Origin of the sequence: Oligella sp. HMSC05A10 (genome assembly GCF_001808335.1) — a bacterium.
GTDB lineage: Bacteria > Pseudomonadota > Gammaproteobacteria > Burkholderiales > Burkholderiaceae_B > Oligella > Oligella urethralis.
Genome location: NZ_KV792882.1, coordinates 1 through 21,482, shown reverse-complemented (window position 1 = coordinate 21,482; position 21,482 = coordinate 1). Strand labels below are relative to the sequence as shown.

The following is a 21,482-nucleotide window of genomic DNA, read 5'->3' as shown; positions in this document are numbered from 1 at the left end:
CCGGTATTTAACTGCTTTTATGCAAAAGTCTCACGCCGATTTTCTTCTTCAAGCTCCTTGAACCGTTGAGCCTCAGAAACGTCCATCCCGCCATACTTAGCGCGCCAACTATAAAACGTAGAGACTGACACGCCTTCTTGACGACATAATTCGGCAACCGGTATACCTGCCTCAGCTTTCTTTAAAAGCGCAATAATCTGACTTTCTGTTTTGCGTTTACTCATTGTAAAACTCCTTTTAATACGTTAATTTTAAAGGAAAGTTCTACTTTAGAGCTGTATTAATTTAGGGGGTCGTTACATAGATCTTTTCAATCGACAAATCATTGCCTACCAACTGATGAGAAAGCCTGTGTATAAACTGGTCAGTGATATGTTGGAGAAAGCCATTTCAACGCTTAAAAGTACTGAGAAACCGCTCATCCATTCTGATCAAGGGTGGCAATACCAATTAGACAGCTATCAGCAAACACTAGCGAGCCATGGCTTTACGCAAAGCATGTCGAGAAAGGGAAATTGCTTGGATAATGCGGTAATTGAGAGCTTCTTCGGTACACTTAAATGTGAATTGTTCTATCGTGAAAAATTTACTAGCATTGAACAGTTAGAGAAACGGATTCATGAGTATATTTACTACTATAATCATGAAAGAGTAAGTACAAAACTAAAGGGGCTGAGTCCTGTGCAATACAGAAATCAGTCCTCCTTATAAAAACTAACCGTCCAACTTTGGGGGTCACTTCACTCTGCTAAAAATGTGGGGATTACCTTTTGTTTAGCCGGTCTTGGTTGGGCATCCACTCTTAAAAAATATAAAACCTTCTTTTTCTGCTTACTTGTCGTTGGGGCTTTTTGTGGTCTAAATGGTTCTTTTCTCTCGGGTAGTCGTGGGGGATGGATTGGCTTACCGTTCGTCTTCTTTTTCCTGTATCGCGTGTATCGTAGCTTTTTCTCAACTAAGGTCAAAGTTATCGGCTTAATTGTTACTTGTATTTTAGCGATTACGGCATTTAATTTGCCACAACTGGGTATAAAAGATCGAGTCCATCAGGCTTTTAATCAGCTAAAGACATATGAAGCTGGCAATGTAAGCTCTTCAATAGGTGCTCGTCTGGAAATGTGGAAGGGTACTGCCATCCTAATTAGTGAAAAACCATTGATGGGTTGGACCAAAGAGGGGTATATTCAAGCTAAACGTGAGCTTGGTGAACAAGGGATAATCCAGGGAGTTGCAGCAACACAGTTCTCTCATGCACATAATGAGATCTTAGATCGTCAGGTAAAACATGGTCTGCTAGATCTACTCACTTTACTAGCGCTTTATGCGGCGCCTATTATTGCCTTTAGTGCTTACCTTAAGCATAAGGACTTAGCTAAGCGTTCACTTGCAGTTGCGGGTGTGTTGTTGCCTTTCGTGTTTATCGATTTTGGATTAACCCAAGCCTTTTTAAGGCATAATAGCGGTGTTATGATGTACACAGCATTTTTAATGGTGTTTGCTGGGTATTTTAAAATGATGAGAACGTCAGTCTCTACGAGATGGAGAGTATCAAGGTGCTACTCACGTCTTTAGTATTGTGTAGCATCATTGATAATTAGCAAGAGCTCAAGCAGATTCATAATCTGTTAGGGTTGTTTATATTAAAATGGCTTTGTCTTAAGTATCAAAAGTAAAGTGAAGAGTCGCGTTACTAAAAAGTAATAATGGAATCAAGGTATGTTTGATCTCTCAAAAATAAAAATAGCCGTTATCGGCTTGGGTTATGTTGGTCTACCACTAGCGGTGGAGTTTGGTAAAAAGCTACCAGTGGTCGGTTTCGATATTAATACCAAGCGTGTGGATGAGTTAAGAGGCGGTGTAGATCACACACTCGAAGTATCTGCTGAAGAGCTTAAAGAAGCGACTAATCTTCAATACACTGCTGAGCTTAATGACTTAAAAAACTGTAATTTTTTTATTGTCACTGTTCCGACACCCATTGATGCCTCTAAGCAACCCGATTTGATTCCCTTGATTAAGGCTTCCCAGAGTATTGCTAAGGTGCTTTCCGTGGGAGATATCGTAGTTTATGAGTCTACGGTTTATCCGGGCGCTACTGAGGAAGTGTGTGTTCCTGTACTGGAAGAGGTATCAGGTCTTCGCTTTAATCAGGACTTTTTTGTAGGCTATAGTCCTGAGCGTATTAACCCAGGTGATAAAGAACATCGTGTGAGTACTATCCTCAAAGTGACTTCTGGTTCTACGCCTGAAGTGGCAGATTATGTGGATGAAGTGTATCGACAAGTGATTACGGCGGGTACTCATAAGGCTTCCAGTATCAAAGTAGCTGAGGCCGCCAAAGTGATTGAAAACACGCAACGTGATGTCAATATCGCATTAATTAATGAATTAGCGCTTATTTTTAATAAGCTAGATATTGATACAGAAGCCGTGTTAGAAGCGGCTGGGACTAAGTGGAATTTCTTGCCGTTTAGACCGGGTTTGGTTGGGGGTCATTGTATCGGAGTCGATCCTTATTATTTAACCTACAAAGCACAAGCCATTGGTTATCATCCTGAAATTATCTTGGCCGGTCGTCGTCTAAATGATGGCATGGGTGCTTATGTCGCCACTCAGTTAATTAAAGCGATGGTTAAAAAGAAAATTCAAGTCGAGGGTTCAAAAGTCCTCGTACTTGGTCTAAGCTTTAAAGAGAATTGTCCTGATATTCGTAATACACGAGTAGTGGATGTTATCAATGAGCTTCAGGACTATCACATTGACGTGGATGTCTACGATCCATGGGTTGACCCTGCAGAGGTTAAGCAGGAATATGGTATAGAAGTTAAATCAGAGCCTGATGTGGGTGCTTATGATGCGATTGTTTTAGCGGTGGCGCATGAGCAGTTTAAAGCGATGGGTGAAACGAAGTTGCGTGACTTGGGTAAGCCAGAACATGTTCTCTATGATCTTAAATATGTCTTAGCGCCACAGGAAGCGGATATTCGTTTATAGTATTGTCGTACTGCACAATATCCTTACAGTGAGTGATGGATTAATCTTGAGATAGGTTAAGGTCTTTTTTATCAGATTGAGCTTTAATACCTATATTGTTTGTTAAATATTTTAAAGAACGTATTAATATGAAAAAATTTGCCATGATTGGTGCTGCCGGTTATATCGCACCTCGCCATATGCAAGCGATTAAAGCAACGGGTAATAACTTGGTTGCTGCGCTTGATGTTAATGACTCAGTTGGGATTATTGATAGTCACTTCCCTAATGCTCATTTTTTTACTGAGTTTGAGCGCTTTGACCGTCATCTTGATAAGTTACGTCGTGCTAATAGTGGTGATAAAGTGGATTACGTTTCTATCTGTTCTCCAAACTATCTTCATGATTCTCATATGCGCTTTGCTTTACGTACCGGTGCTGATGCTATTTGTGAAAAGCCGCTAGTACTTAATCCATGGAATATTGATGGCCTAAAAGAAATAGAAAAAGATACGGGTCATAAGATTAATACGATTTTGCAGTTACGTGTCCATCCGGCAATTATTGCACTTCGTGAAAAAGTCCAAAACTCTAAGAAAGATACTAAACACGAAGTAGATTTAACTTATATCACTTCTCGTGGTCACTGGTATCTTCAGTCTTGGAAAGGTGATTTGAAAAAATCAGGTGGTATTGCTACCAATATCGGTGTGCATTTCTTTGATATGTTGCACTTTATTTTTGGTGACTTACAAGAAAATATTGTTCACCTGAGTGACGATACTAAAGCAGCAGGTTATTTAGAGTATGAAAACGCACGTGTTCGCTGGTTCTTGTCGGTAGACTTTGATGATGTGCCTCAGGCTCAAAAGGATGCTGGACAGCGCACTTTCCGCTCAATTACAGTTGATGGAGAAGAAATCGAATTCTCCGGTGGTTTTACAGATTTACATACCATCAGCTATCAAGAAATACTAGCAGGACGTGGCTTTGGTTTAGATGAAAATCGTACCGCTATCGCTACCGTCTCACACATTCGAAATGCACCGATCGCTCCTTTAACCGGTGATTACCATCCTAAGTTGAAAAAATGAGTTTCTACCAACACGAGTCGGCTATCGTTGATGATGGCGCGCAAATAGGCGAGGGCAGTCGCGTATGGCACTTCGCTCATGTGTGTGCTGGTGCCAAAATAGGTAAGGGTGTCTCACTTGGGCAAAATGTCTTTGTAGGCAATAAGGTCACTATTGGTGACCACTGTAAAATACAAAACAATGTCTCTGTTTACGATAACGTGCATTTAGAAGAAGGTGTGTTTTGTGGTCCTAGTATGGTCTTTACAAATGTCTACAATCCGCGTTCGCTAATTGAGCGTAAAGATGAGTATCGTGACACCTTAGTTAAAAAAGGTGCAACGCTCGGCGCAAACTGTACAATTGTCTGTGGTGTTACGATAGGTGAGTATGCCTTTGTGGGCGCTGGTGCTGTTGTTAATAAAGACGTAAAGCCCTATGCTTTGATGGTGGGTGTGCCCGCAAAACAAATTGGTTGGATGAGTGAGTATGGCGAGCAATTGGATTTGCCGCTAACAGGCAATGGTCAAGTTAAATGTTCACATACTGACACGCAGTATGTATTAAGAGGCTCGTTTTTATCTAAAGAGTAAGAGAAGATGCAATTTATAGATTTAGCGGCTCAACAAGCACGCATTAAAACTGAAATCGATGCTAATATTCAAAAAGTATTGGCGCATGGCAAATATATTCTTGGTCCTGAAGTCGCAGAACTAGAAGAAAAGCTAGCGGCTTATACGGGCGCTAAATATTGCATTACCTGTGCAAATGGCACAGATGCTCTACAAATTGCTCTGATGGCTTTGGGCGTAGGTCCTGGGGATGAAGTGATTACGCCCGGATTTACGTATATTGCGACAGCAGAGACGTCGGCAGTATTAGGTGCTAAACCAGTGTATGTCGATATAGATGAGCGCACATATAACTTAAATCCGGAGTTGCTTGAAGCGGCTATTACACCCAGAACTAAAGCGATAATTGCGGTATCTTTGTACGGTCAATGTGCTGATTATGATGCAATTAATGCTATCGCTGCTAAACATGGTCTCCCTGTAATTGAAGATGCTGCGCAAAGTTTTGGTGCGACTTATAAGGGTCGTAAATCAGGTAATCTAACTACAATTTCATGTACAAGCTTTTTCCCTAGCAAGCCTTTAGGTTGTTACGGTGATGGTGGCGCTATTTTTACTAATGATGAGGAATTAGCAACGGTAATTCGTCAAGTGGCTCGTCATGGTCAAGACAGACGATACCATCATGTTCGTGTGGGAGTAAATAGCCGCCTCGATACCTTGCAAGCTGCTATTCTACTGCCTAAATTAGCGATTCTTGATGATGAAATTGCTTTGCGACAGCAAGTAACAAAAACTTATAATCAACTTTTAAATGAAAAGGGTATCAATACAACTCCTTTTATTGAAGAGCATAATACGTCTGTCTATGCACAGTACACAATCCGTGTTAAAAACCGTGCTCAAGTGATTGACGCGTTAAAGGAAAAAGGAATCCCTACGGCTGTTCATTATCCAATCCCCTTAAATAAGCAGCCTGCGGTTGCTACTAATGATTCTCTACCAGTGGGTGATTTGGTTGCACAAGAGGTATTGAGTTTGCCGATGCATCCATACTTAGATAAAGGAAATATGAAAACAATAGTAAATGTTCTTTTAGCCAATTTGAGTTACTAATAAAAGTTAGGTAGCAACTTTTTTAAAGTAACATTTGATTTTATATGACTCGAAAATATCATATTCTTATAATTCCTTCTTGGTATCCAGCTTATTCAGGTGATATTAACGGTAGTTTTTTTAGAGAACAAGCTATTGCTTTGAGGAAGCGGGGCCATAAAGTTGGGGTTTTAGCTCCAACTATTCGCTCTTTGCGAGATTATAAAAGTTTTTTTAATAAACCTTATGGTATTAGTTATGAAGACGATGAGGGAGTCCAAACTTTTAGGTATCACTCAATTAATATAACGGCAAAAATGCATCGATTGAGTGTTAAAAGGTGGGAAAGGATTGGTGAAAGATTGTTTAAAAAATATGTCGATTCTCATGGAAAACCAGAGGTAATTCATGTGCATTCAATGGTATATGCAGGATATATAGCCTTGCATTTACATATTAGTTATAAAATCCCTTATGTTATTACGGAACATTCATCGTCGTTTTTAAAAGGACTAATATCAAACGGTGCTTTGACGTCGTTGCAAAAAGTAGTTGATAATTCTTCCCAAAACTTAGCGGTTAGTAAAATTTTTACAACTAATTTGGACAAGAAATTCAAAGAAAATACTTGGACTTATATCCCTAATATAGTTAATGATGACTTTTTAAAAGTTGAGCTCAATAACTGTTTTGAACAGTTTACTTTTATTAATGTATGTTTTTTAGATAGGAACAAAAGAGTAGATCTTCTTATCTCAGCATTTGCTACAGCTTTTAAAGGCAATAATAAGGTTAGATTAAAAATTGGTGGTAGTGGTACAGAAGAGTTAAGTTTAAAAACACTGTCTGAAAAGTTGGGTGTGAGCGAACAGGTTACTTTTTTAGGTAGACTATCCCGAGAACAGGTGAAAAGAGAGTTGTCCAGAGCAAATGCCTTAGTATTATCTAGTGACTATGAAACATTTGGCGTAGTTTTAATTGAGGCTTTGGCATTAGGGAAACCGATTATTTCCACTAAAAGTGGTGGACCTGAGTCAATTATCGTACCACAAGTTGGCTATTTAGTCGAAAAGGATTCAGTGGATGGTTTGGCAAGTGGGATGTGTCATTTGTTTGAAAATTATGAAAAATTCGATCCTAAATCAATTCGACAATACTGTTTTGAACAATTTAGTGAAGATGCTGTTTGCAAGAAACTCGAGAATGTTTATCAGAGTGTATTAACGGTCTAATCTACTCATGATAAATAAAGTTTTTGGTTATGCTATAGGCGCATTAGGTTCGGCTTTCTTCGGATTTATTGCTTTACCATTATTGGCTTGGTTTTATTCTGTTGAGGATATAGGCCGAGTCGCTATGCTACAAGTAGTAGCTAGTTTTTCTGTTTTGCTTTTTTCTTTAGGGTTAGATCAGGCTTATACTCGTGAATATCATGAATCTGATGACAAATCGAAGTTGTTTAAACATTGCTTTCTACCTGGTTTGGTTCTAATACTAGTTAGTTTTTCAGTGTTTTTTTTAGTTAAACCTAGCTATATTGCATCTTTATTATATGGTCTTCCCAGTGGACTATTATCAATAGTCAGCATAATGTGCTTCGTCTTAACTTTTGTTTCTCGGTTTTTATCATTGATTGTACGAATGGAAGATAGAGCAATAGCGTATTCAATGAGTCAGTTATTGCCTAAATTTATTTTCGTCTTGTTCATTGTCAGTACAGTTTTACTGGGGTTGCAGAAAGATATTTATAATCTTGTAATTGCACATACTTTATCTATTACTGCCGTTTTCTTGATATTTTCTTGGAATACCAGAAAGGTGTGGTACGCATCCATCTCAATTAAATACGATAACAAACAACAACAGACTTTGATGAAATATGGTCTCCCTCTTGTAATCGGTGGTCTTGCTTTTTGGGGATTGGATGTTATGGACAAATTATTCTTACGAAGTATGTCTACATTTGAGGAGTTAGGTATTTATTCGGTAACAATGAGTGTAGCAGGAGTTGTTGCTGTTTTTGCAAGTGTTTTTAACATTATTTGGGCTCCTATGGTCTATAAGTGGCTTACCCAAGGAATTGACATTAATTTAGTTAATAAAATATCAGAACATGTGTTAGCGTCAATATATTATGTTGTTGTTTTCAGTGCTTTATTTTCCTGGATATTACCATTTTTACTTCCTGACGAGTATGCACCGATTCAATATTTAATTACACTGTGTATGATAGGTCCATTGTTATATACGTTATCTGAAACTACAGTAATTGGTATTGCTATTTCCAAAAGAACGATTTTTTCGATGCTCGCATCAATAGGTGCGATGATAACAAATGCTTTAGGTAATTATTTATTAGTACCAACTTATGGGGCATTAGGTGCAGCTGTTTCTACGACATTTGCATTTGTTGTGTTTTATATTTTAAGAACTGAGTTTAGTTGCAAAGTGTGGCGTCCGATACCGAAGTTAAAGAGTTATTTAATAATATTGGCTTTATCTATTTTATCTAGTCTTAATGGATTTTATTCAGATAAGAGTTCGTTGTTTATTTTTGTTTGGATAGTGTTTTTTGGGGTTGGTCTTTTACTCTTTAAATCTAGCATCTTATCAATGTTTGCCTATATAAAAAAATATGCTTTTAAAAATTAACCCATATAGATTATTTTTTTTAACAGTTTTGTTTTCAGTCATTTTGCGCTATGTTACTGGTTTAGCTACGATCGCATATGGGTTTATAGTTGTCGCGACGTTTTTCGTGATCTTGCATGAGCTTTTATACAATCGCTATTTCAAACAAAGTTATTTTGTAGTGGTTTTATCATGGATTCCTTATGTTTTATGGGCATCACTAATATATCTTGTTGAACCATATGAAAATCGATATTTTACTACTTATCTAGTGTCGATAATAGTATTGCCTATGGCAACATTAGTTTTTTTTCGGATGCTATTTGGTGAAGATAGTAAAAAAAATTATCAATTTATATTTAATTCTTTATTTTATTTCCTAATCGCTCAATTGATAATTTGTTTAGGACAACTTGTGGCTTATACTTTCGATGTGAGTTTACCAGTGAGCGAATTGTATGCATATGATGGAATGGTTACAGGTACTTTTACTAATGCTAATGATTTAGCGGCAATCGTGGTATTAATGCTATTTATAATCATTGGATTTGAGAAGTATTATTTTAAAGAAAATAAATACCTTTTTTGGACTATTTCTTTTGTGCTGTTGATAATTGCAAGTTCTCGTTCGGCTATTTTTTTTACAATAATTCTTTTTATTTTAAATAAAACCAATAATTTCAAAAAATTTTTTATTAATATTTTTTTATTGTGTTTGGTGGTAATAGCTTTTGTACTTTTATTAGGATTTGTAGAAAGTGATGCATTTACAAGAATTTCTGCAAGGCTGAGTTCTTTTTTGGATATACTACAGCACGGTTTATATTCTGATAGTTCAGTCGCAATTCGATTAGGGTCTTATTTACATTTTTTAGAAAAAATACCAGAACTAGGATTGGGCTCAGGTGAAATAAATAATTATTTTAAATACTCTGATGGGGCTGGTTTTGAGAGTGTTGAATTGCTATTTCAAAATCCTCATTCTATAATTGTAGAAATAGGTTACTGGTTAGGTGGATTTGGTTTGCTATTCTTTTTAGTACCAATATTTTTATTATTGTCTTATTCAAGACGAATGTTTTCACTTGTTACTGTTTTATTACTTACTAGCATGATGCCAAGTAGCGTTCTTGGAAATCATCTTTATTTCTTACTAGTTATTTTGAGTTTTTTGGATTTTAAGTCCAGAGTAAAATACATTAATAATTAGAAGTTAATATATATGCTAATAATTTGAGAGATATAAAAAATTAAGATTGAAGTTTTACCTAAGAGTAAGAACACTTTAGTAGATGATTTTTACTAGTTCATTTTGTTTTGTTCTGATTTCAAATTTAAAATTTTAAAGACTAAAACAATATACGTTCAACTGTTGCAGATATTATATTTATTTAAACTTGAATCTTTATAATCACGACTATCTCTCTCATTTGCTACCTAATCATTGTAAGCATTTGTTTTTGGACTTTATTTATATCACATTAACATGAAAAGAAATTACCAGATATGTACTAGAACTATTATGGATACTAGTGATCCAGGTATAGTGTTTAATCAAAAAGGCGAATCAGATTACTGCACCAATTTTGATGAACATATAAAACCCAACTGGCATACTGATGAACGAGGCCATAATGAGTTGATGCGTATGGCTGAGAAAATCAAATCTGAGAGAAAAGGTAAGGATTATGATTGTATCATTGGTTTGAGCGGTGGTTTAGACAGCTCTTATACAGCTTATATTGCCAAAGAAAAAATGGGTTTACGCCCATTGTTATATCACGTTGATGCTGGTTGGAATACTGAACAGGCTGTTTCTAATATTGAAAAGCTGGCTACAGGGCTTGACTTAAAATTGCACAAAGAGGTTATCGACTGGGAAGAGATGAAAGACTTACAAGTTGCATTTTTAAAGTCTCAAATTGCAGATCAAGACTTGCCACAAGATATTGCCTTTTTTTCAGCATTGTATAAGTTTGCAAGAAAAAATAAAATCAAATATGTTCTTACAGGTGCCAATTACTCGACAGAGTGTTGTCGTGAACCGTTAGAGTGGGGTGGATACCCTGGTATTGATAAAACGTTAATGAGCGATATTCATAAACGTTTTGGACAGATAAAGTTAAAGACATTTCCTGTCGTCGATATTTTAGTATATAAGCTTTATTATCGATATGTATTAGGCATGCAAGTATTTAAACCTTTGAATTTAGTTCCATACATAAAAGAAGAGGCAGAACAAGAATTAGAGCAAAAGTTTGGTTGGCAAAGGTTTCAACATAAACATCATGAGTCAAGATTTACTCGTTTTTATGAAGATTACTGGCTTCCGAGAAAATTCGGATATGAAAAGCGACGTGCGCATTTTTCTAGTCTGATTTTGACTAATCAAATGACTAGGGAAGAAGCTCTAGAGCGCATATCAAAACCTGAGTTGGATGAAAGTTTTCTAAAACAAGAGTTTATATACATTGCTCATAAACTTGGTCTTACTGTAGAAGAGTTACAAAATATTTTTGATGGCGAGAATAAAACGTTTCGCGATTATAAAAATAAAAAAGCGTTAATTGATATCGGTGCTCAAGTAATGCAAAAGTTAGGTCTTGAAAAAAGACTTTTCAGATAAAACTTTAAAAGTTATAAAATATTACAACTGTTTTATGATTTTATCAAAAATCAAAATTCAAATTTTCGATAAAACATTTGATACCAGGCGTACTGTAAGGGATGATTTATGCAAGTTAGTGTTGTAATTGCAGCAAAAAATGAAGAAAAATATGTTAAAGAGGCGGTATTAAGCGTTTTAAATCAAAAGAATGTGGATTTTGAGCTTGTATTTATTGATGATAATTCAAGTGATGCTACATACAGTATTGTTAAAAAAATAGCTGACCAAAACCCGAGATTAATAATTTATAAAAACCCATCATCTGGAAAGTGCTCAGCATTTAATTACGGTATTTCTAAAGCAAGAGGTAAATTTGTTTGCATCTTTGCAGGAGACGACATTATGCCCTCAGGGAGTCTTGAACAAAGATTTAATGCAGTTAAGAAATACTCAGAAAATGAATCTATCGTTGGGTTATGTAAGTTGAAGTCAGTATCAGAAGATAAAAAGTTTGATAGACAAATTGTTCCTAAAGCTCCTAATATGGGAGGGTATACTGGAGTTTCTTATCTAATGAGTAGATCAGTTCTAGATATTATATTTCCAGTGCCAGAGCATTTGCCTAATGAAGATACTTGGATGGAAGCAGCAGTCAGATATTTTCCTAACTGGAATATTGTTCATTCTGGCATAATTGGTTGTGAGTGGAGAGTGCACTCAGGCAATAGCATCAATATGCAGGTTGGTTTTAAGGAATATAATAAAAAGCTGACGGTTCGAATGAGCGCGTTTGAGCTTTTTTATAATAAGTATGAAGAACAGCTTGGTGATGAAGGGCGTCGGCTTTTAAAACAACGAGTAAGCGTAGAAAATGCCAGACGTTCGGGCAATATATTTAAGGTTTTAACATCATCTGCTCCATTAAAAGAAAGATTAAGAGCTTTATCCGCGACAAATTCTTTTTTTTACGCAATTCGACATAGACTTTATAAACTTTTATCTGGACTTTAGCCATATCGTTTTTGTTATTTAATAACAGTAATCTTTAATCGACAAATTAATATTTATACATCGATATTATTTTTTGATTATAAAATTTCACCTACAAAAATAATGTTTAAACAAAAAATACTACTTATTACTGGTGGCACCGGCTCTTTCGGAAACGCTGTCCTCAAACGTTTTCTTCAGTCAGACATCGCTGAAATTCGCATCTTCAGTCGCGATGAAAAAAAACAAGACGATTTACGTAAACGTTTTCCAAATCCAAAGCTTAAATTTTATATAGGTGATGTACGTGACTACATGAGTGTACTTAATGCAACTCGTGGTGTTGATTATATCTTTCATGCGGCAGCATTGAAACAAGTCCCATCGTGTGAATTCCACCCAATGGAAGCGGTTAAAACCAATATATTAGGAACAGAAAATGTATTAGAAGCAGCAATTCAAAATGAAGTAAAACGAGTTGTCTGTCTAAGTACTGATAAAGCAGTATACCCAATTAATGCCATGGGTATTTCTAAAGCCATGATGGAAAAAGTCATGGTGGCTAAATCTCGTAATGTGGATGAAAACAAAACTATTATTTGTGGTACACGCTACGGTAACGTAATGGCTTCCCGAGGCTCAGTAATTCCTTTGTTTGTTGAACAAATTCGTGCTGGCCAACCGTTAACAATCACTGATCCGACTATGACCCGATTTATGATGACTTTAGCGGATGCAGTAGATTTAGTGTTATACGCCTTTGAGCATGGTAATAACGGTGATCTTTTTGTACAGAAAGCACCAGCGGCAACAGTAGAAACTTTAGCGCGCGCTTTAACGGAAATAGTTGGTAAACCAGAACATCCAATTAATATAATTGGTACACGCCATGGCGAGAAGCTTTATGAGGCATTATTGAGCAGAGAGGAAATGCTTTCTGCCGAAGATATGGGCGATTATTATCGCGTTCCGCCAGATCTACGCGACTTAAATTATGCTAAGTACGTTGAGGAAGGTCAAAAAGATTTATCTAAGATTGAAGATTATAATTCCCATAATACTGATCGTCTCGATGTGGAAGGTATGAAAAAACTCTTAATGAAACTTACCTTTATGCCCGCTATTCAGCGTGGTGAAAATGTTCCAGCAGAGGAGTGAGGTGATGAAAGTTTTAATCACAGGTGCAAACGGTTTTATTGGTAAAAATTTGCAGTTGCACCTATCTGAGCGTAACGATGTTGATGTGTTATGTTTTACGCGTGAGCTTTCTGAATCCGATTTGCATCAAATGGTTGATGCTGCTGATTTAGTGTTTCATTTGGCCGGAGTTAACAGGCCTAAAGATCCTGCTGAGTTTCAAGAGGGTAATACAGATCTAACTAATGATTTATGTGATGCGTTGCAAATGGCTGGTAAGACTATACCTGTCATTTATAGTTCTTCAATTCAGGCAGCAGTAGATAATCCATACGGTCTCAGTAAACGTGAAGCCGAAAATGCTTTATTGGATTTCGCTAAAAGCACTAATTCACCAGTGTTTATTTATCGTTTAGCTAACGTCTTTGGTAAATGGGCGCGCCCTAATTACAATTCTGCAGTAGCTACCTTCTGTCACAATATTTCCCAAGACCTGCCTATTCAAATTAATGATCCAAATGCCTTAATTAATTTAGTGTATATCGATGATGTTGTTGAGTCATTCTTACAGGTGATGGATGGCAAGTTAACCCAATCAGGCTTTGTTGATATTGCTCCCCAGTATCAAATTACTGTAGGAGATTTAGCAGATCAGATTCGTGCGTTTAAAACTAGTCGTGATAGTTTAATCACTGAGAATGTAGGTTATGGCTTAGTTCGAGCTTTGTATTCCACTTACGTAAGTTATTTAAAGCCTGGGCAGTTTAAGTATTCTGTTCCTAAATATGGTGATGACCGTGGCGTATTTGTAGAGATGCTTAAAACTAAGGATGCAGGTCAGTTTTCATTTTTTACAGCACATCCTGGTATTACTCGTGGTGGTCATTACCATCACTCCAAAACAGAGAAGTTCTTAGTTATTAAGGGTAAAGCCTGTTTCCGTTTTCGACATATGATTACGGGTGAGTTTTATGAGTTATACACAAGTGGTGAACATCCAGAGATCGTTGAAACTGTGACTGGTTGGACGCATGATATTACTAACATAGGTGACGATGAAATGGTTGTCATGTTGTGGGCTAATGAAATCTTTGATCGTGAAAAACCAGATACTTACGCTAAACCTGTTGGTATTGCTCCTTAGTGATAATCCTTTGTATGTAAAGAGTTATGAGTATTAAAAAATTAAAAGTAGTTACCGTTGTTGGTACGCGCCCGGAAATTATTCGCTTATCTCGTGTTATGGCAAAACTAGATGAGCATTGTGAACATATTTTAGTACACACTGGACAAAATTATGATTACGAACTCAATGAAATATTTTTTCAAGATTTAGGTATACGAAAACCTGACCATTTTTTAAATGCAGCTGGTCAAAGTGGAGCTGAAACGATAGGAAAAGTCATTATCGCTGTTGACAAACTGTTAGGTGAGATTCAACCAGAGGCCTTATTAGTTTTAGGTGATACTAATAGCTGTATTTCTGTTTTACCAGCTAAGCGTCGTAAGATACCAACTTTCCATATGGAGGCTGGTAATCGTTGCTTTGATATGCGTGTTCCTGAAGAAATTAACCGTCGCATTGTGGACCACACCGCTGATATTAATTTGACATACAGCACTATTGCTCGTGAATACTTACTTCGAGAGGGGTTGCCACCGGATATGGTTATCAAAACTGGTAGTCCAATGTTCGAAGTATTAAATTATTATCTTGATGGTATTAATAACTCTGATGTTTTAACAAGACTAGAGCTTAAAGAGCATGAGTTCTTTGTCGTGAGTGCGCATAGAGAAGAAAATATTGAGTCTGATAAGAACTTTTTAAAACTAGTCTCAATATTAAACACTGTAGCTGAAAAGTACGATTTACCAGTTATTGTATCTACGCACCCCAGAACTCAAAAGCGTGTTGATGCGATGAAGATTAATTTTCATCCTAAAGTAAAACTATTAAAACCATTAGGTTTTAAAGACTACAACAAACTTCAATTAACTGCTAAAGCTGTTCTATCTGATAGTGGCACAATCAGTGAAGAGTCTTCAATTCTTAATTTTCCTGCATTAAATATTCGCGAAGCACATGAGCGTCCTGAGGGTATGGAAGAAACTGCTGCCATGATGGTCGGTTTAGAGATAGAAAGAGTATTGCAAGGGCTTGCTATTCTAGAAACTCAAGCAAGGGGTAAAGAGCGTGATTTGCGTCTTGTTGCTGACTATAGTATGCCAAATGTTTCAGATAAGGTCGTTCGAATTATCCATAGTTATACAGACTATGTGAATCGTGTGGTTTGGAAGAAATAAGTGAAGATTGCATTAGTTACTCAATACTTTTGGCCTGAATCTTTCACGATTAACGAAATTGTAAAGGTGCTTGTTGAGCAAGGTCACACGGTTGAGGTGTTTACGGCTAAACCTAACTATCCAGATGGTGATATATTTCCTGGTTACTCAGCTAAAGGAGTAACTCAGGAGAGTTATATTGGCGGTGTGCAAGTTAATCGTGTCCCATTAAGTCCTAGAGGGCAAGGTGGTGCGAAAAATCTCGTTAAAAATTATTTATCTTTTGTTATTAATGGTGTGAGATATTTCCCAAAAATGACTAAGGATAAGGAGTTTGATGTGATTTTTGTTTTTACTTTATCCCCAATCACTTCTGTTTTGCCTGCTATTTGGCTCAAATGGAAAATGCGTAAGCATCTGGCGATTTGGGTTTTAGATTTGTGGCCTGAAAGTTTGAGTGCTACTGGATATGTAAAAAATAAATTTGCTCTAAAAATTGTTGAACAACTTGTTAAATTTATTTATGCATGCAGCGACACGATCTTAGTCCAATCTCATGCTTTCATCGATGCTGTTGGCAAATATGCCGATAAAAAGAAAATCATCTATTATCCTAACTCTTATTTGGAACCTGAAGTCTGTGTTGATAATGATGTTTCTCAAGAATTGCTCACAACTTTAGAGAATAACTTCTGTGTGGTTTTTGCAGGTAATTTGGGTAAGGCTCAATCCTTACCTACCTTAGTCGATGTAGCAGAAAAACTGCGTGACTTGTCTAACTTTAAGCTAATTTTATTAGGTAGTGGGAGCATGTCATCGTGGCTGGAAAAACAAATAACGCAGCGAAATTTATCTAATTTAGTGCTACCTGGCCGTTTCCCAGCTGAACAGATGCCTGCTTATTTTAATAAAGCAGGTTGTCTATTAGTTTCTTTAGGTAAGGACGATATTTTAGCAAAAACAGTTCCTGCCAAGATTCAGTCTTATTTAGCAGCGGGTCGACCAATATTGGCTTCAATTGATGGTGAAGCTGCTAAAGTTGTGGATGCTTCTGGTGCAGGATATAGTTCAGCTGCTGAAGATGTTGATGGTTTAGTTCAAAATATTCTTAAGATGTATCACTTATCTGAAAGTGAGAGGGCAGAGATGGGTAAACGTGGTAGAGAGTATTTCCTTGAGAATTTTGAAATGCATAAACAAGTTACTAACTTAATTAATATTCTTCAAGAAAGAATTTCAAATAAATAGTTTTTATGAATAGTTCAACAAAACTTAATGTAGCTGTTTCAGGAGCTACTAGTCCTGCAGGACAGCAAGTACTACGTTTTTTATCAGCAGAAGATGTCAATGTTTTCGCTATTTCCAGGAATCCAAAGAAACAGAATGATGACAGTGTTAGTTGGATTAATGCTGTTGATTTTCAAAATGGATCGTTTCCAGTAAAGCAGATTGATATTCTGATTTCGGTAGCACCTATTTGGAAAATAAAAGAATATTTTTCTACACTAGAATCATTAAACTGTCAAAAAGTGGTTTGCCTGTCTTCAACGAGTCGCTTTACGAAAACAGAGTCTTCGAGTGAGTATGAAGAGCAGGTTGTCGCTGATTTGATTGCTGGTGAAGATGCGATACAAAGCTGGGCTAAAGCTAATAATGTTAACTGGACAATACTACGACCAACATTAATTTATGGACGTAGTAATGATAGAAATTTATCTGAAATAGCGAAAATAATACATAAATTTAAGTTTTTCCCGGTTTTTGGACAAGCTGATGGTCGACGACAGCCTATTTATGTTGATGATGTAGCAAAAGCTAGTGTTTTAGCTGCTTTTGATTCATCGTCGAATAATAAAGCATACAATATCAGTGGCGCAGAAGTACTTACTTACAAAGAAATGGTTGGACGAGTATTTGAAGCGATGAAAATGAAGCCTAGATTTCTCACCATTAATCTATCTTTATTTAATTTTGCTCTTTTGTTTCTAAAGCTTATTCCCAAGTATAAAAACTGGAACGCTGATATGGTTCAGAGAATGAATAGAGATATGGTTTTCGATCATAACGACGCTAAACAGGATTTTGGTTTTGAACCACAAAAGTTTGTTTTAACGGAAGATGACGTTAGAGTTGTAAATTAAATTTTCAAATTTCTCATGACAAAAACATTATTAATTTTAGGCTCAGGTGGTCACGGTAAAGCAGTTGCTGAAGCTGCTTTATTATCAGGTGACTGGAATAGAGTTCTTTTTGCTGATGACCGTTGGCCTGATGTAAATGAGGTTTTCGGTTGCTCGGTGGTTTCTGATGTGGCAAATATAGGAAACTTATCTGAATCCATTCATGGAGCTATTGCAGCGGTTGGAAATAATGCTTTGCGTGAAGAGTGGATAAAAGCAATCATCCTAGCGAATATACCGGTTGTTACAGTTGTTCATCCTCGAGCCTTTGTGAGTGATAGTGCACAGATTGGTAAAGGTAGCGCAATCATGGCACAAGCAATGGTTGGGGTAGATGCAAAGCTTGGTGTCGGAACAATTATTAATGCAAATGCAACAGTTGATCATGACGCGATTCTTGGTGATTATGCGCATTTAGGGGTAGGCGTACAGATCGCAGGTGGTGTTCTAGTAGGTGCCCGTTCTTGGTTGCAAGCAGGTTGCTGTGCTGGATATCAAGTTAAGGTGGCTGATGGTTTAGTAGTACCACCTGGCACAGCATTAATAGCAAATCAATGACACTAATAAATTCCTGTTGATATATAGAAGATAATTATTAATATATCAATAAGCTAAGCTATTTTTAAAGAAAAAACATGAATCCGTGGTTCCTTGTATTTCCATTAGTTTTATTGGCATCTTTTTTATTAACAGGTGCTTTACGTCAATATGCAATCAAACGTAGCGTAATAGATATTCCCAACGAGAGAAGCTCACATTCTGTACCTACTCCGAGAGGTGGTGGAGTAGCGATTGTTATCAGCTTTTTATTGACATTACTGATATTATATTTCTTAGACTTATTAAGCGCTTCTGTAATGTTGGGCTTATTAGGTGGCGGTTTAACCATAGCTGTATTGGGTTTTTTGGATGATCATGGACATATTGCACCACGTTGGCGCTTATTAGGTCATTTTTCAGCAGCTATTTGGGTTTTATATTGGATTGGCGGAATTGCTCCTATTAATATCTTTGGGGTTAATGAAATAAATCTGCTGTGGATAGGCCACATTCTTGCAGGATTTTATGTTGTTTGGCTATTGAATCTTTACAATTTTATGGATGGGATCGATGGGATTGCTAGTATTGAAGCCGTTTCTACATGTGTTAGTATTGCTGTAATTTATACATTATTGGGTCATCTACCAGAGGTTTATTTGCCTTTAGTGTTGGCTTTTGCTGTAGGTGGTTTTTTACTATGGAATTTCCCCCCGGCCAAAATCTTCATGGGTGATGCTGGTAGTGGTTTCTTGGGTTTTATACTAGCAGCCTTATCATTGCACGCAGCTTGGTTAGAACCTAATTTGCTCTGGAGTTGGATCATTCTTCTAGGCGTTTTTATTGTCGATGCTACATATACACTATTCCGTCGTCTTTTGCGTGGTGAAAAAGTATATGAGGCGCACCGTAGCCATGCATATCAATATGCATCTCGTCATCTTAAAGGGCATCGTCCAGTGACTTTAGCTGTTTTAGCTATTAATGTGCTCTGGCTATTTCCTCTAGCTTTGTTGGTTGCTTTAAATTATTTGGATGGGATAGTAGGTATAGTTATAGCCTTCATGCCTTTAATGTTTTTAGCGGTTAAATTTAAAGCCGGTGAAAAAGAAGAGCTTTAATTTATCAATCTTTTAAGTATTAAAAGAGATTGAAAGCTTTTAATTTTTCGATTTTTATTCAGATCATGAAAATGTCATTTTTTATTAGTATCAGTTTCTAATATAATACGTTTTTCTTTGTTAAACTTAAATTAGTATTGATTGCATATAAAAAATTTAAGTTTAAACATTTTTTGTGATCAAAATTCGCCTATATTTTCGTAATAGGCTGTAGATTGGTTTTTTGAGATAGATCTTTATGGCATTTAATAGACGCTTCCGTGCAGTATTAGTTTTTATATTTGACTTGATGGCGGTAGTGACTGCTTGGTTTGCGGCATATTTTTTACGTTTTAACTTTGATTGGCAAATTGTTGAGCTTTATCAGCCATGGAACCGGGTTCTTTTAATCCTTTTAGTTACCCAGTTGTTTGCCTGTCGTTGGGTACGTTTGTATCGTGGTATGTGGTTTTTTGCTAGCATTCCAGACTTGGTGCGTGTTTTAAAAGCAGTTCTTGTGTCTGCTGTCGTCTTATTGTTTATTGAAGTTTTCTTTGGGCAAACCGCTAAATTACCTCGTTCAATAGTAGTTCTTTATCCTATCTTATTAGTACTAATTATGGGTGGGGGGCGTTTTTTATGGCGTATCTACAAAGAATATTTGAGATACGGTCGAGAGCAAGGTGCCGCTAAACCTGTGATTGTACTTGGTGCTGGAACTGCCGGTGCGATGTTGATCCGTGAGTTAGAGCGTACGCGAGATTGGAATGTTGTGGCTATTCATGATGACGATCGTACCAAATGGGGTCTTGAAATTTTAGGTTGTCGTGTCAAGGGAGCAATTGATCAATTGCCTGAAAGTCTAGAAGAACATGGCGCAAAGCATGTCATTATGGCGATGCCAACTGCACCTAAAGAAGTGCTGCAAAAAATTACTCTTATGGCAACTGAAGCGAAAGCCAGTGTTTTTACGGTCCCAGGTTTAGCTGAATTAATGAGTGGACGTGTTGCAATCAATATGATGCGGCCGGTAAAAATTGAAGACTTATTGGGTCGAGAACCTGTCTATATCGACACGGAACACGTTGAAAAGATGATTGCCAATAAAAGTGTTTTAGTAACTGGCGCTGGTGGTTCAATTGGTAGTGAACTTTGTAAACAAATATCTCGATTTAAACCAGAGCGTTTAATACTAGTGGAAACAAGTGAGTTTGCGCTTTATTTAATTGAGCAATGGCTTCGAGATAATCACCCTGGACTTATGGTCGTACCCTTAACTGGTGATGTCAAAGATAAAGTTCGTATGAATGAGATCTTCGAGTTATGGAAACCGCATTTGGTATTTCATGCTGCAGCATTTAAACACGTGCCTTTGATGGAGGTAGGTAATGCCTGGCAAGCTGTGAGAAATAATGTTCTAGGTACATTGAATGTAGCCGAGTGTGCTCTAGAATATCAAGCTGAACGTTTTATTTTGATTTCAACGGATAAAGCAGTCAATCCGACGAATGTGATGGGTGCAACTAAGCGTATGGCAGAAATGGTTTGTGAGGTTTTGCATTCCAAGGGAAGTGAAACACAATTTAATATGGTCCGTTTTGGGAACGTTTTAGGGAGCACTGGTAGTGTAATTCCAAAATTCAAAGATCAGATCGCGCGTGGTGGTCCTGTGACAGTGACTCATCCAGATATAAATCGTTATTTTATGTCGATTCCCGAGGCTGCGCAGTTGGTTTTACAGGCCGCCTCAATGGGACAAGGTGGTGAAGTCTTTGTGCTTGATATGGGTGAACCTGTCAAAATTGTAGACTTGGCACGTAATATGATCCGCTTATCTGGATTTACAGAAGATCAGATTCGTATTGAGTTCAGCGGTTTGCGTCCTGGTGAGAAATTGTATGAGGAATTGTTAACAGATGCTGAAGAAACACGTTCAACACCACACCCTAAATTACGAATCGCTCGTTCGCGTACGGTACCGGACGGCTTTTATGAATATCTTGGTCAGTGGTTGATAGAGGAAACTGTTAGTGATGCGAATGTCCGCATTGGACTGAAGAAATGGATTCCAGAGTACACACCGATGAAGGGGTAAACTTAAAGGTCTTTTATTAACGTAACAATAGAGTTTTTATGCGTATTCTAGTCACAGGCGGCGCTGGTTATATAGGATCACACGCTGTAGTTGAATTGGTTAAGGCAGGTCACCAAATACTCGTGCTAGATAATTTCTCCAATAGCTCTGTCTTAGTGTTATCGAGATTAGAACAAATTGAGACCTTTGCAATAACCCCTCAAACTTC

19 protein-coding genes and 2 pseudogenes are annotated in these 21,482 nt (G+C 37.0%); 20 read left to right on the top strand and 1 reads right to left on the bottom strand.

Annotated features, from left to right (window positions below; translation table 11 throughout):
• Nucleotides 1-32: 32 nt before the first annotated feature.
• A pseudogene (locus tag HMPREF3144_RS03935) lies at nt 33-224 on the bottom strand (transposase); the annotation flags it as partial.
• A 76-nt stretch (nt 225-300) separates the two neighbouring features.
• On the opposite strand from HMPREF3144_RS03935, the pseudogene HMPREF3144_RS03930 reads away from it, so the two are divergent.
• The 20 genes and pseudogenes from HMPREF3144_RS03930 to HMPREF3144_RS11390 form a co-directional block, all read left to right on the top strand.
• Nucleotides 301-711, top strand: a pseudogene (locus HMPREF3144_RS03930) (IS3 family transposase); the annotation flags it as partial.
• A 45-nt stretch (nt 712-756) separates the two neighbouring features.
• The gene (locus HMPREF3144_RS03925) at nt 757-1,572 is read left to right on the top strand and encodes an O-antigen ligase family protein (protein WP_246823865.1); all 816 of its coding nucleotides are present in this window, start codon (nt 757-759) and stop codon (nt 1,570-1,572) included.
• A 144-nt stretch (nt 1,573-1,716) separates the two neighbouring features.
• A complete protein-coding gene (gene tviB / locus HMPREF3144_RS03920; RefSeq protein ID WP_070476528.1) occupies nt 1,717-2,994 on the top strand; it encodes a Vi polysaccharide biosynthesis UDP-N-acetylglucosamine C-6 dehydrogenase TviB in 1,278 nt (425 codons plus the stop codon).
• Between the two features lie 128 nt (nt 2,995-3,122).
• A complete protein-coding gene (locus HMPREF3144_RS03915) occupies nt 3,123-4,067 on the top strand; it encodes a Gfo/Idh/MocA family protein (protein ID WP_070476526.1) in 945 nt (314 codons plus the stop codon).
• Nucleotides 4,064-4,639 carry a UDP-2-acetamido-3-amino-2,3-dideoxy-D-glucuronate N-acetyltransferase gene (gene wbpD, locus HMPREF3144_RS03910; protein ID WP_070476524.1) on the top strand — a complete coding sequence of 192 codons (576 nt, stop codon included), beginning with the start codon at nt 4,064-4,066 and terminating at the stop codon, nt 4,637-4,639. Before HMPREF3144_RS03915 ends, wbpD begins: the two co-directional genes overlap by 4 nt.
• A gap of 6 nt (nt 4,640-4,645) precedes the next feature.
• On the top strand, nt 4,646-5,734 hold the full coding sequence (locus tag HMPREF3144_RS03905) for a DegT/DnrJ/EryC1/StrS family aminotransferase (protein ID WP_070476522.1): 1,089 nt from the start codon (nt 4,646-4,648) through the stop codon (nt 5,732-5,734).
• A 44-nt stretch (nt 5,735-5,778) separates the two neighbouring features.
• Entirely contained in the window at nt 5,779-6,945 is a 1,167-nt protein-coding gene (locus HMPREF3144_RS03900; RefSeq protein ID WP_070476520.1) for a glycosyltransferase, read from the top strand.
• A 7-nt stretch (nt 6,946-6,952) separates the two neighbouring features.
• Nucleotides 6,953-8,365, top strand: a complete 1,413-nt coding sequence (locus HMPREF3144_RS03895) for a lipopolysaccharide biosynthesis protein (RefSeq protein ID WP_070476517.1) — start codon at nt 6,953-6,955, stop codon at nt 8,363-8,365.
• Between the two features lie 271 nt (nt 8,366-8,636).
• Complete coding sequence (locus tag HMPREF3144_RS03890; protein ID WP_141742719.1) at nt 8,637-9,554, top strand: hypothetical protein; 918 nt, start codon at nt 8,637-8,639, stop codon at nt 9,552-9,554.
• Nucleotides 9,555-9,830: 276 nt separating this feature from the next.
• Nucleotides 9,831-10,970 carry an N-acetyl sugar amidotransferase gene (locus HMPREF3144_RS03885; RefSeq protein WP_070476513.1) on the top strand — a complete coding sequence of 380 codons (1,140 nt, stop codon included), beginning with the start codon at nt 9,831-9,833 and terminating at the stop codon, nt 10,968-10,970.
• A 108-nt stretch (nt 10,971-11,078) separates the two neighbouring features.
• Entirely contained in the window at nt 11,079-11,963 is an 885-nt protein-coding gene (locus HMPREF3144_RS03880) for a glycosyltransferase family 2 protein (protein ID WP_070476512.1), read from the top strand.
• 102 nt (nt 11,964-12,065) lie between these two features.
• Nucleotides 12,066-13,100, top strand: a complete 1,035-nt coding sequence (locus tag HMPREF3144_RS03875) for a polysaccharide biosynthesis protein (RefSeq protein WP_070476510.1) — start codon at nt 12,066-12,068, stop codon at nt 13,098-13,100.
• Between the two features lie 4 nt (nt 13,101-13,104).
• Entirely contained in the window at nt 13,105-14,223 is a 1,119-nt protein-coding gene (locus tag HMPREF3144_RS03870) for a UDP-2-acetamido-2,6-beta-L-arabino-hexul-4-ose reductase (protein ID WP_070476508.1), read from the top strand.
• 32 nt (nt 14,224-14,255) lie between these two features.
• On the top strand, nt 14,256-15,383 hold the full coding sequence (gene wecB, locus HMPREF3144_RS03865) for a non-hydrolyzing UDP-N-acetylglucosamine 2-epimerase (RefSeq protein ID WP_070476534.1): 1,128 nt from the start codon (nt 14,256-14,258) through the stop codon (nt 15,381-15,383).
• The gene (locus HMPREF3144_RS03860) at nt 15,384-16,610 is read left to right on the top strand and encodes a glycosyltransferase family 4 protein (RefSeq protein WP_070476506.1); all 1,227 of its coding nucleotides are present in this window, start codon (nt 15,384-15,386) and stop codon (nt 16,608-16,610) included.
• A gap of 5 nt (nt 16,611-16,615) precedes the next feature.
• On the top strand, nt 16,616-17,503 hold the full coding sequence (locus HMPREF3144_RS03855; protein WP_070476504.1) for an NAD(P)H-binding protein: 888 nt from the start codon (nt 16,616-16,618) through the stop codon (nt 17,501-17,503).
• A 15-nt stretch (nt 17,504-17,518) separates the two neighbouring features.
• The gene (locus HMPREF3144_RS03850; protein WP_070476503.1) at nt 17,519-18,100 is read left to right on the top strand and encodes an acetyltransferase; all 582 of its coding nucleotides are present in this window, start codon (nt 17,519-17,521) and stop codon (nt 18,098-18,100) included.
• Nucleotides 18,101-18,177: 77 nt separating this feature from the next.
• Nucleotides 18,178-19,200, top strand: a complete 1,023-nt coding sequence (locus HMPREF3144_RS03845) for an MraY family glycosyltransferase (protein WP_070476501.1) — start codon at nt 18,178-18,180, stop codon at nt 19,198-19,200.
• 238 nt (nt 19,201-19,438) lie between these two features.
• Nucleotides 19,439-21,274: a nucleoside-diphosphate sugar epimerase/dehydratase gene (locus HMPREF3144_RS03840; protein WP_070476499.1), complete on the top strand. Its 1,836-nt coding sequence runs from the start codon at nt 19,439-19,441 to the stop codon at nt 21,272-21,274.
• Between the two features lie 38 nt (nt 21,275-21,312).
• Nucleotides 21,313-21,482, top strand: a 170-nt coding sequence (locus HMPREF3144_RS11390) for an NAD-dependent epimerase/dehydratase family protein (protein ID WP_141742718.1), incomplete at its 3' end; no start/stop codon positions are given.

Coding starts and splice junctions, on each gene's coding strand:
- tviB (WP_070476528.1), top strand. CDS start 1,717: ATGTTTGATCTCTCAAAAATAAAAATAGCCGTTATCGGCTTGGGTTAT.
- HMPREF3144_RS03915 (WP_070476526.1), top strand. CDS start 3,123: ATGAAAAAATTTGCCATGATTGGTGCTGCCGGTTATATCGCACCTCGC.
- wbpD (WP_070476524.1), top strand. CDS start 4,064: ATGAGTTTCTACCAACACGAGTCGGCTATCGTTGATGATGGCGCGCAA.
- HMPREF3144_RS03905 (WP_070476522.1), top strand. CDS start 4,646: ATGCAATTTATAGATTTAGCGGCTCAACAAGCACGCATTAAAACTGAA.
- HMPREF3144_RS03900 (WP_070476520.1), top strand. CDS start 5,779: ATGACTCGAAAATATCATATTCTTATAATTCCTTCTTGGTATCCAGCT.
- HMPREF3144_RS03895 (WP_070476517.1), top strand. CDS start 6,953: ATGATAAATAAAGTTTTTGGTTATGCTATAGGCGCATTAGGTTCGGCT.
- HMPREF3144_RS03890 (WP_141742719.1), top strand. CDS start 8,637: ATGGCAACATTAGTTTTTTTTCGGATGCTATTTGGTGAAGATAGTAAA.
- HMPREF3144_RS03885 (WP_070476513.1), top strand. CDS start 9,831: ATGAAAAGAAATTACCAGATATGTACTAGAACTATTATGGATACTAGT.
- HMPREF3144_RS03880 (WP_070476512.1), top strand. CDS start 11,079: ATGCAAGTTAGTGTTGTAATTGCAGCAAAAAATGAAGAAAAATATGTT.
- HMPREF3144_RS03875 (WP_070476510.1), top strand. CDS start 12,066: ATGTTTAAACAAAAAATACTACTTATTACTGGTGGCACCGGCTCTTTC.
- HMPREF3144_RS03870 (WP_070476508.1), top strand. CDS start 13,105: ATGAAAGTTTTAATCACAGGTGCAAACGGTTTTATTGGTAAAAATTTG.
- HMPREF3144_RS03855 (WP_070476504.1), top strand. CDS start 16,616: ATGAATAGTTCAACAAAACTTAATGTAGCTGTTTCAGGAGCTACTAGT.
- HMPREF3144_RS03850 (WP_070476503.1), top strand. CDS start 17,519: ATGACAAAAACATTATTAATTTTAGGCTCAGGTGGTCACGGTAAAGCA.
- HMPREF3144_RS03845 (WP_070476501.1), top strand. CDS start 18,178: ATGAATCCGTGGTTCCTTGTATTTCCATTAGTTTTATTGGCATCTTTT.
- HMPREF3144_RS03840 (WP_070476499.1), top strand. CDS start 19,439: ATGGCATTTAATAGACGCTTCCGTGCAGTATTAGTTTTTATATTTGAC.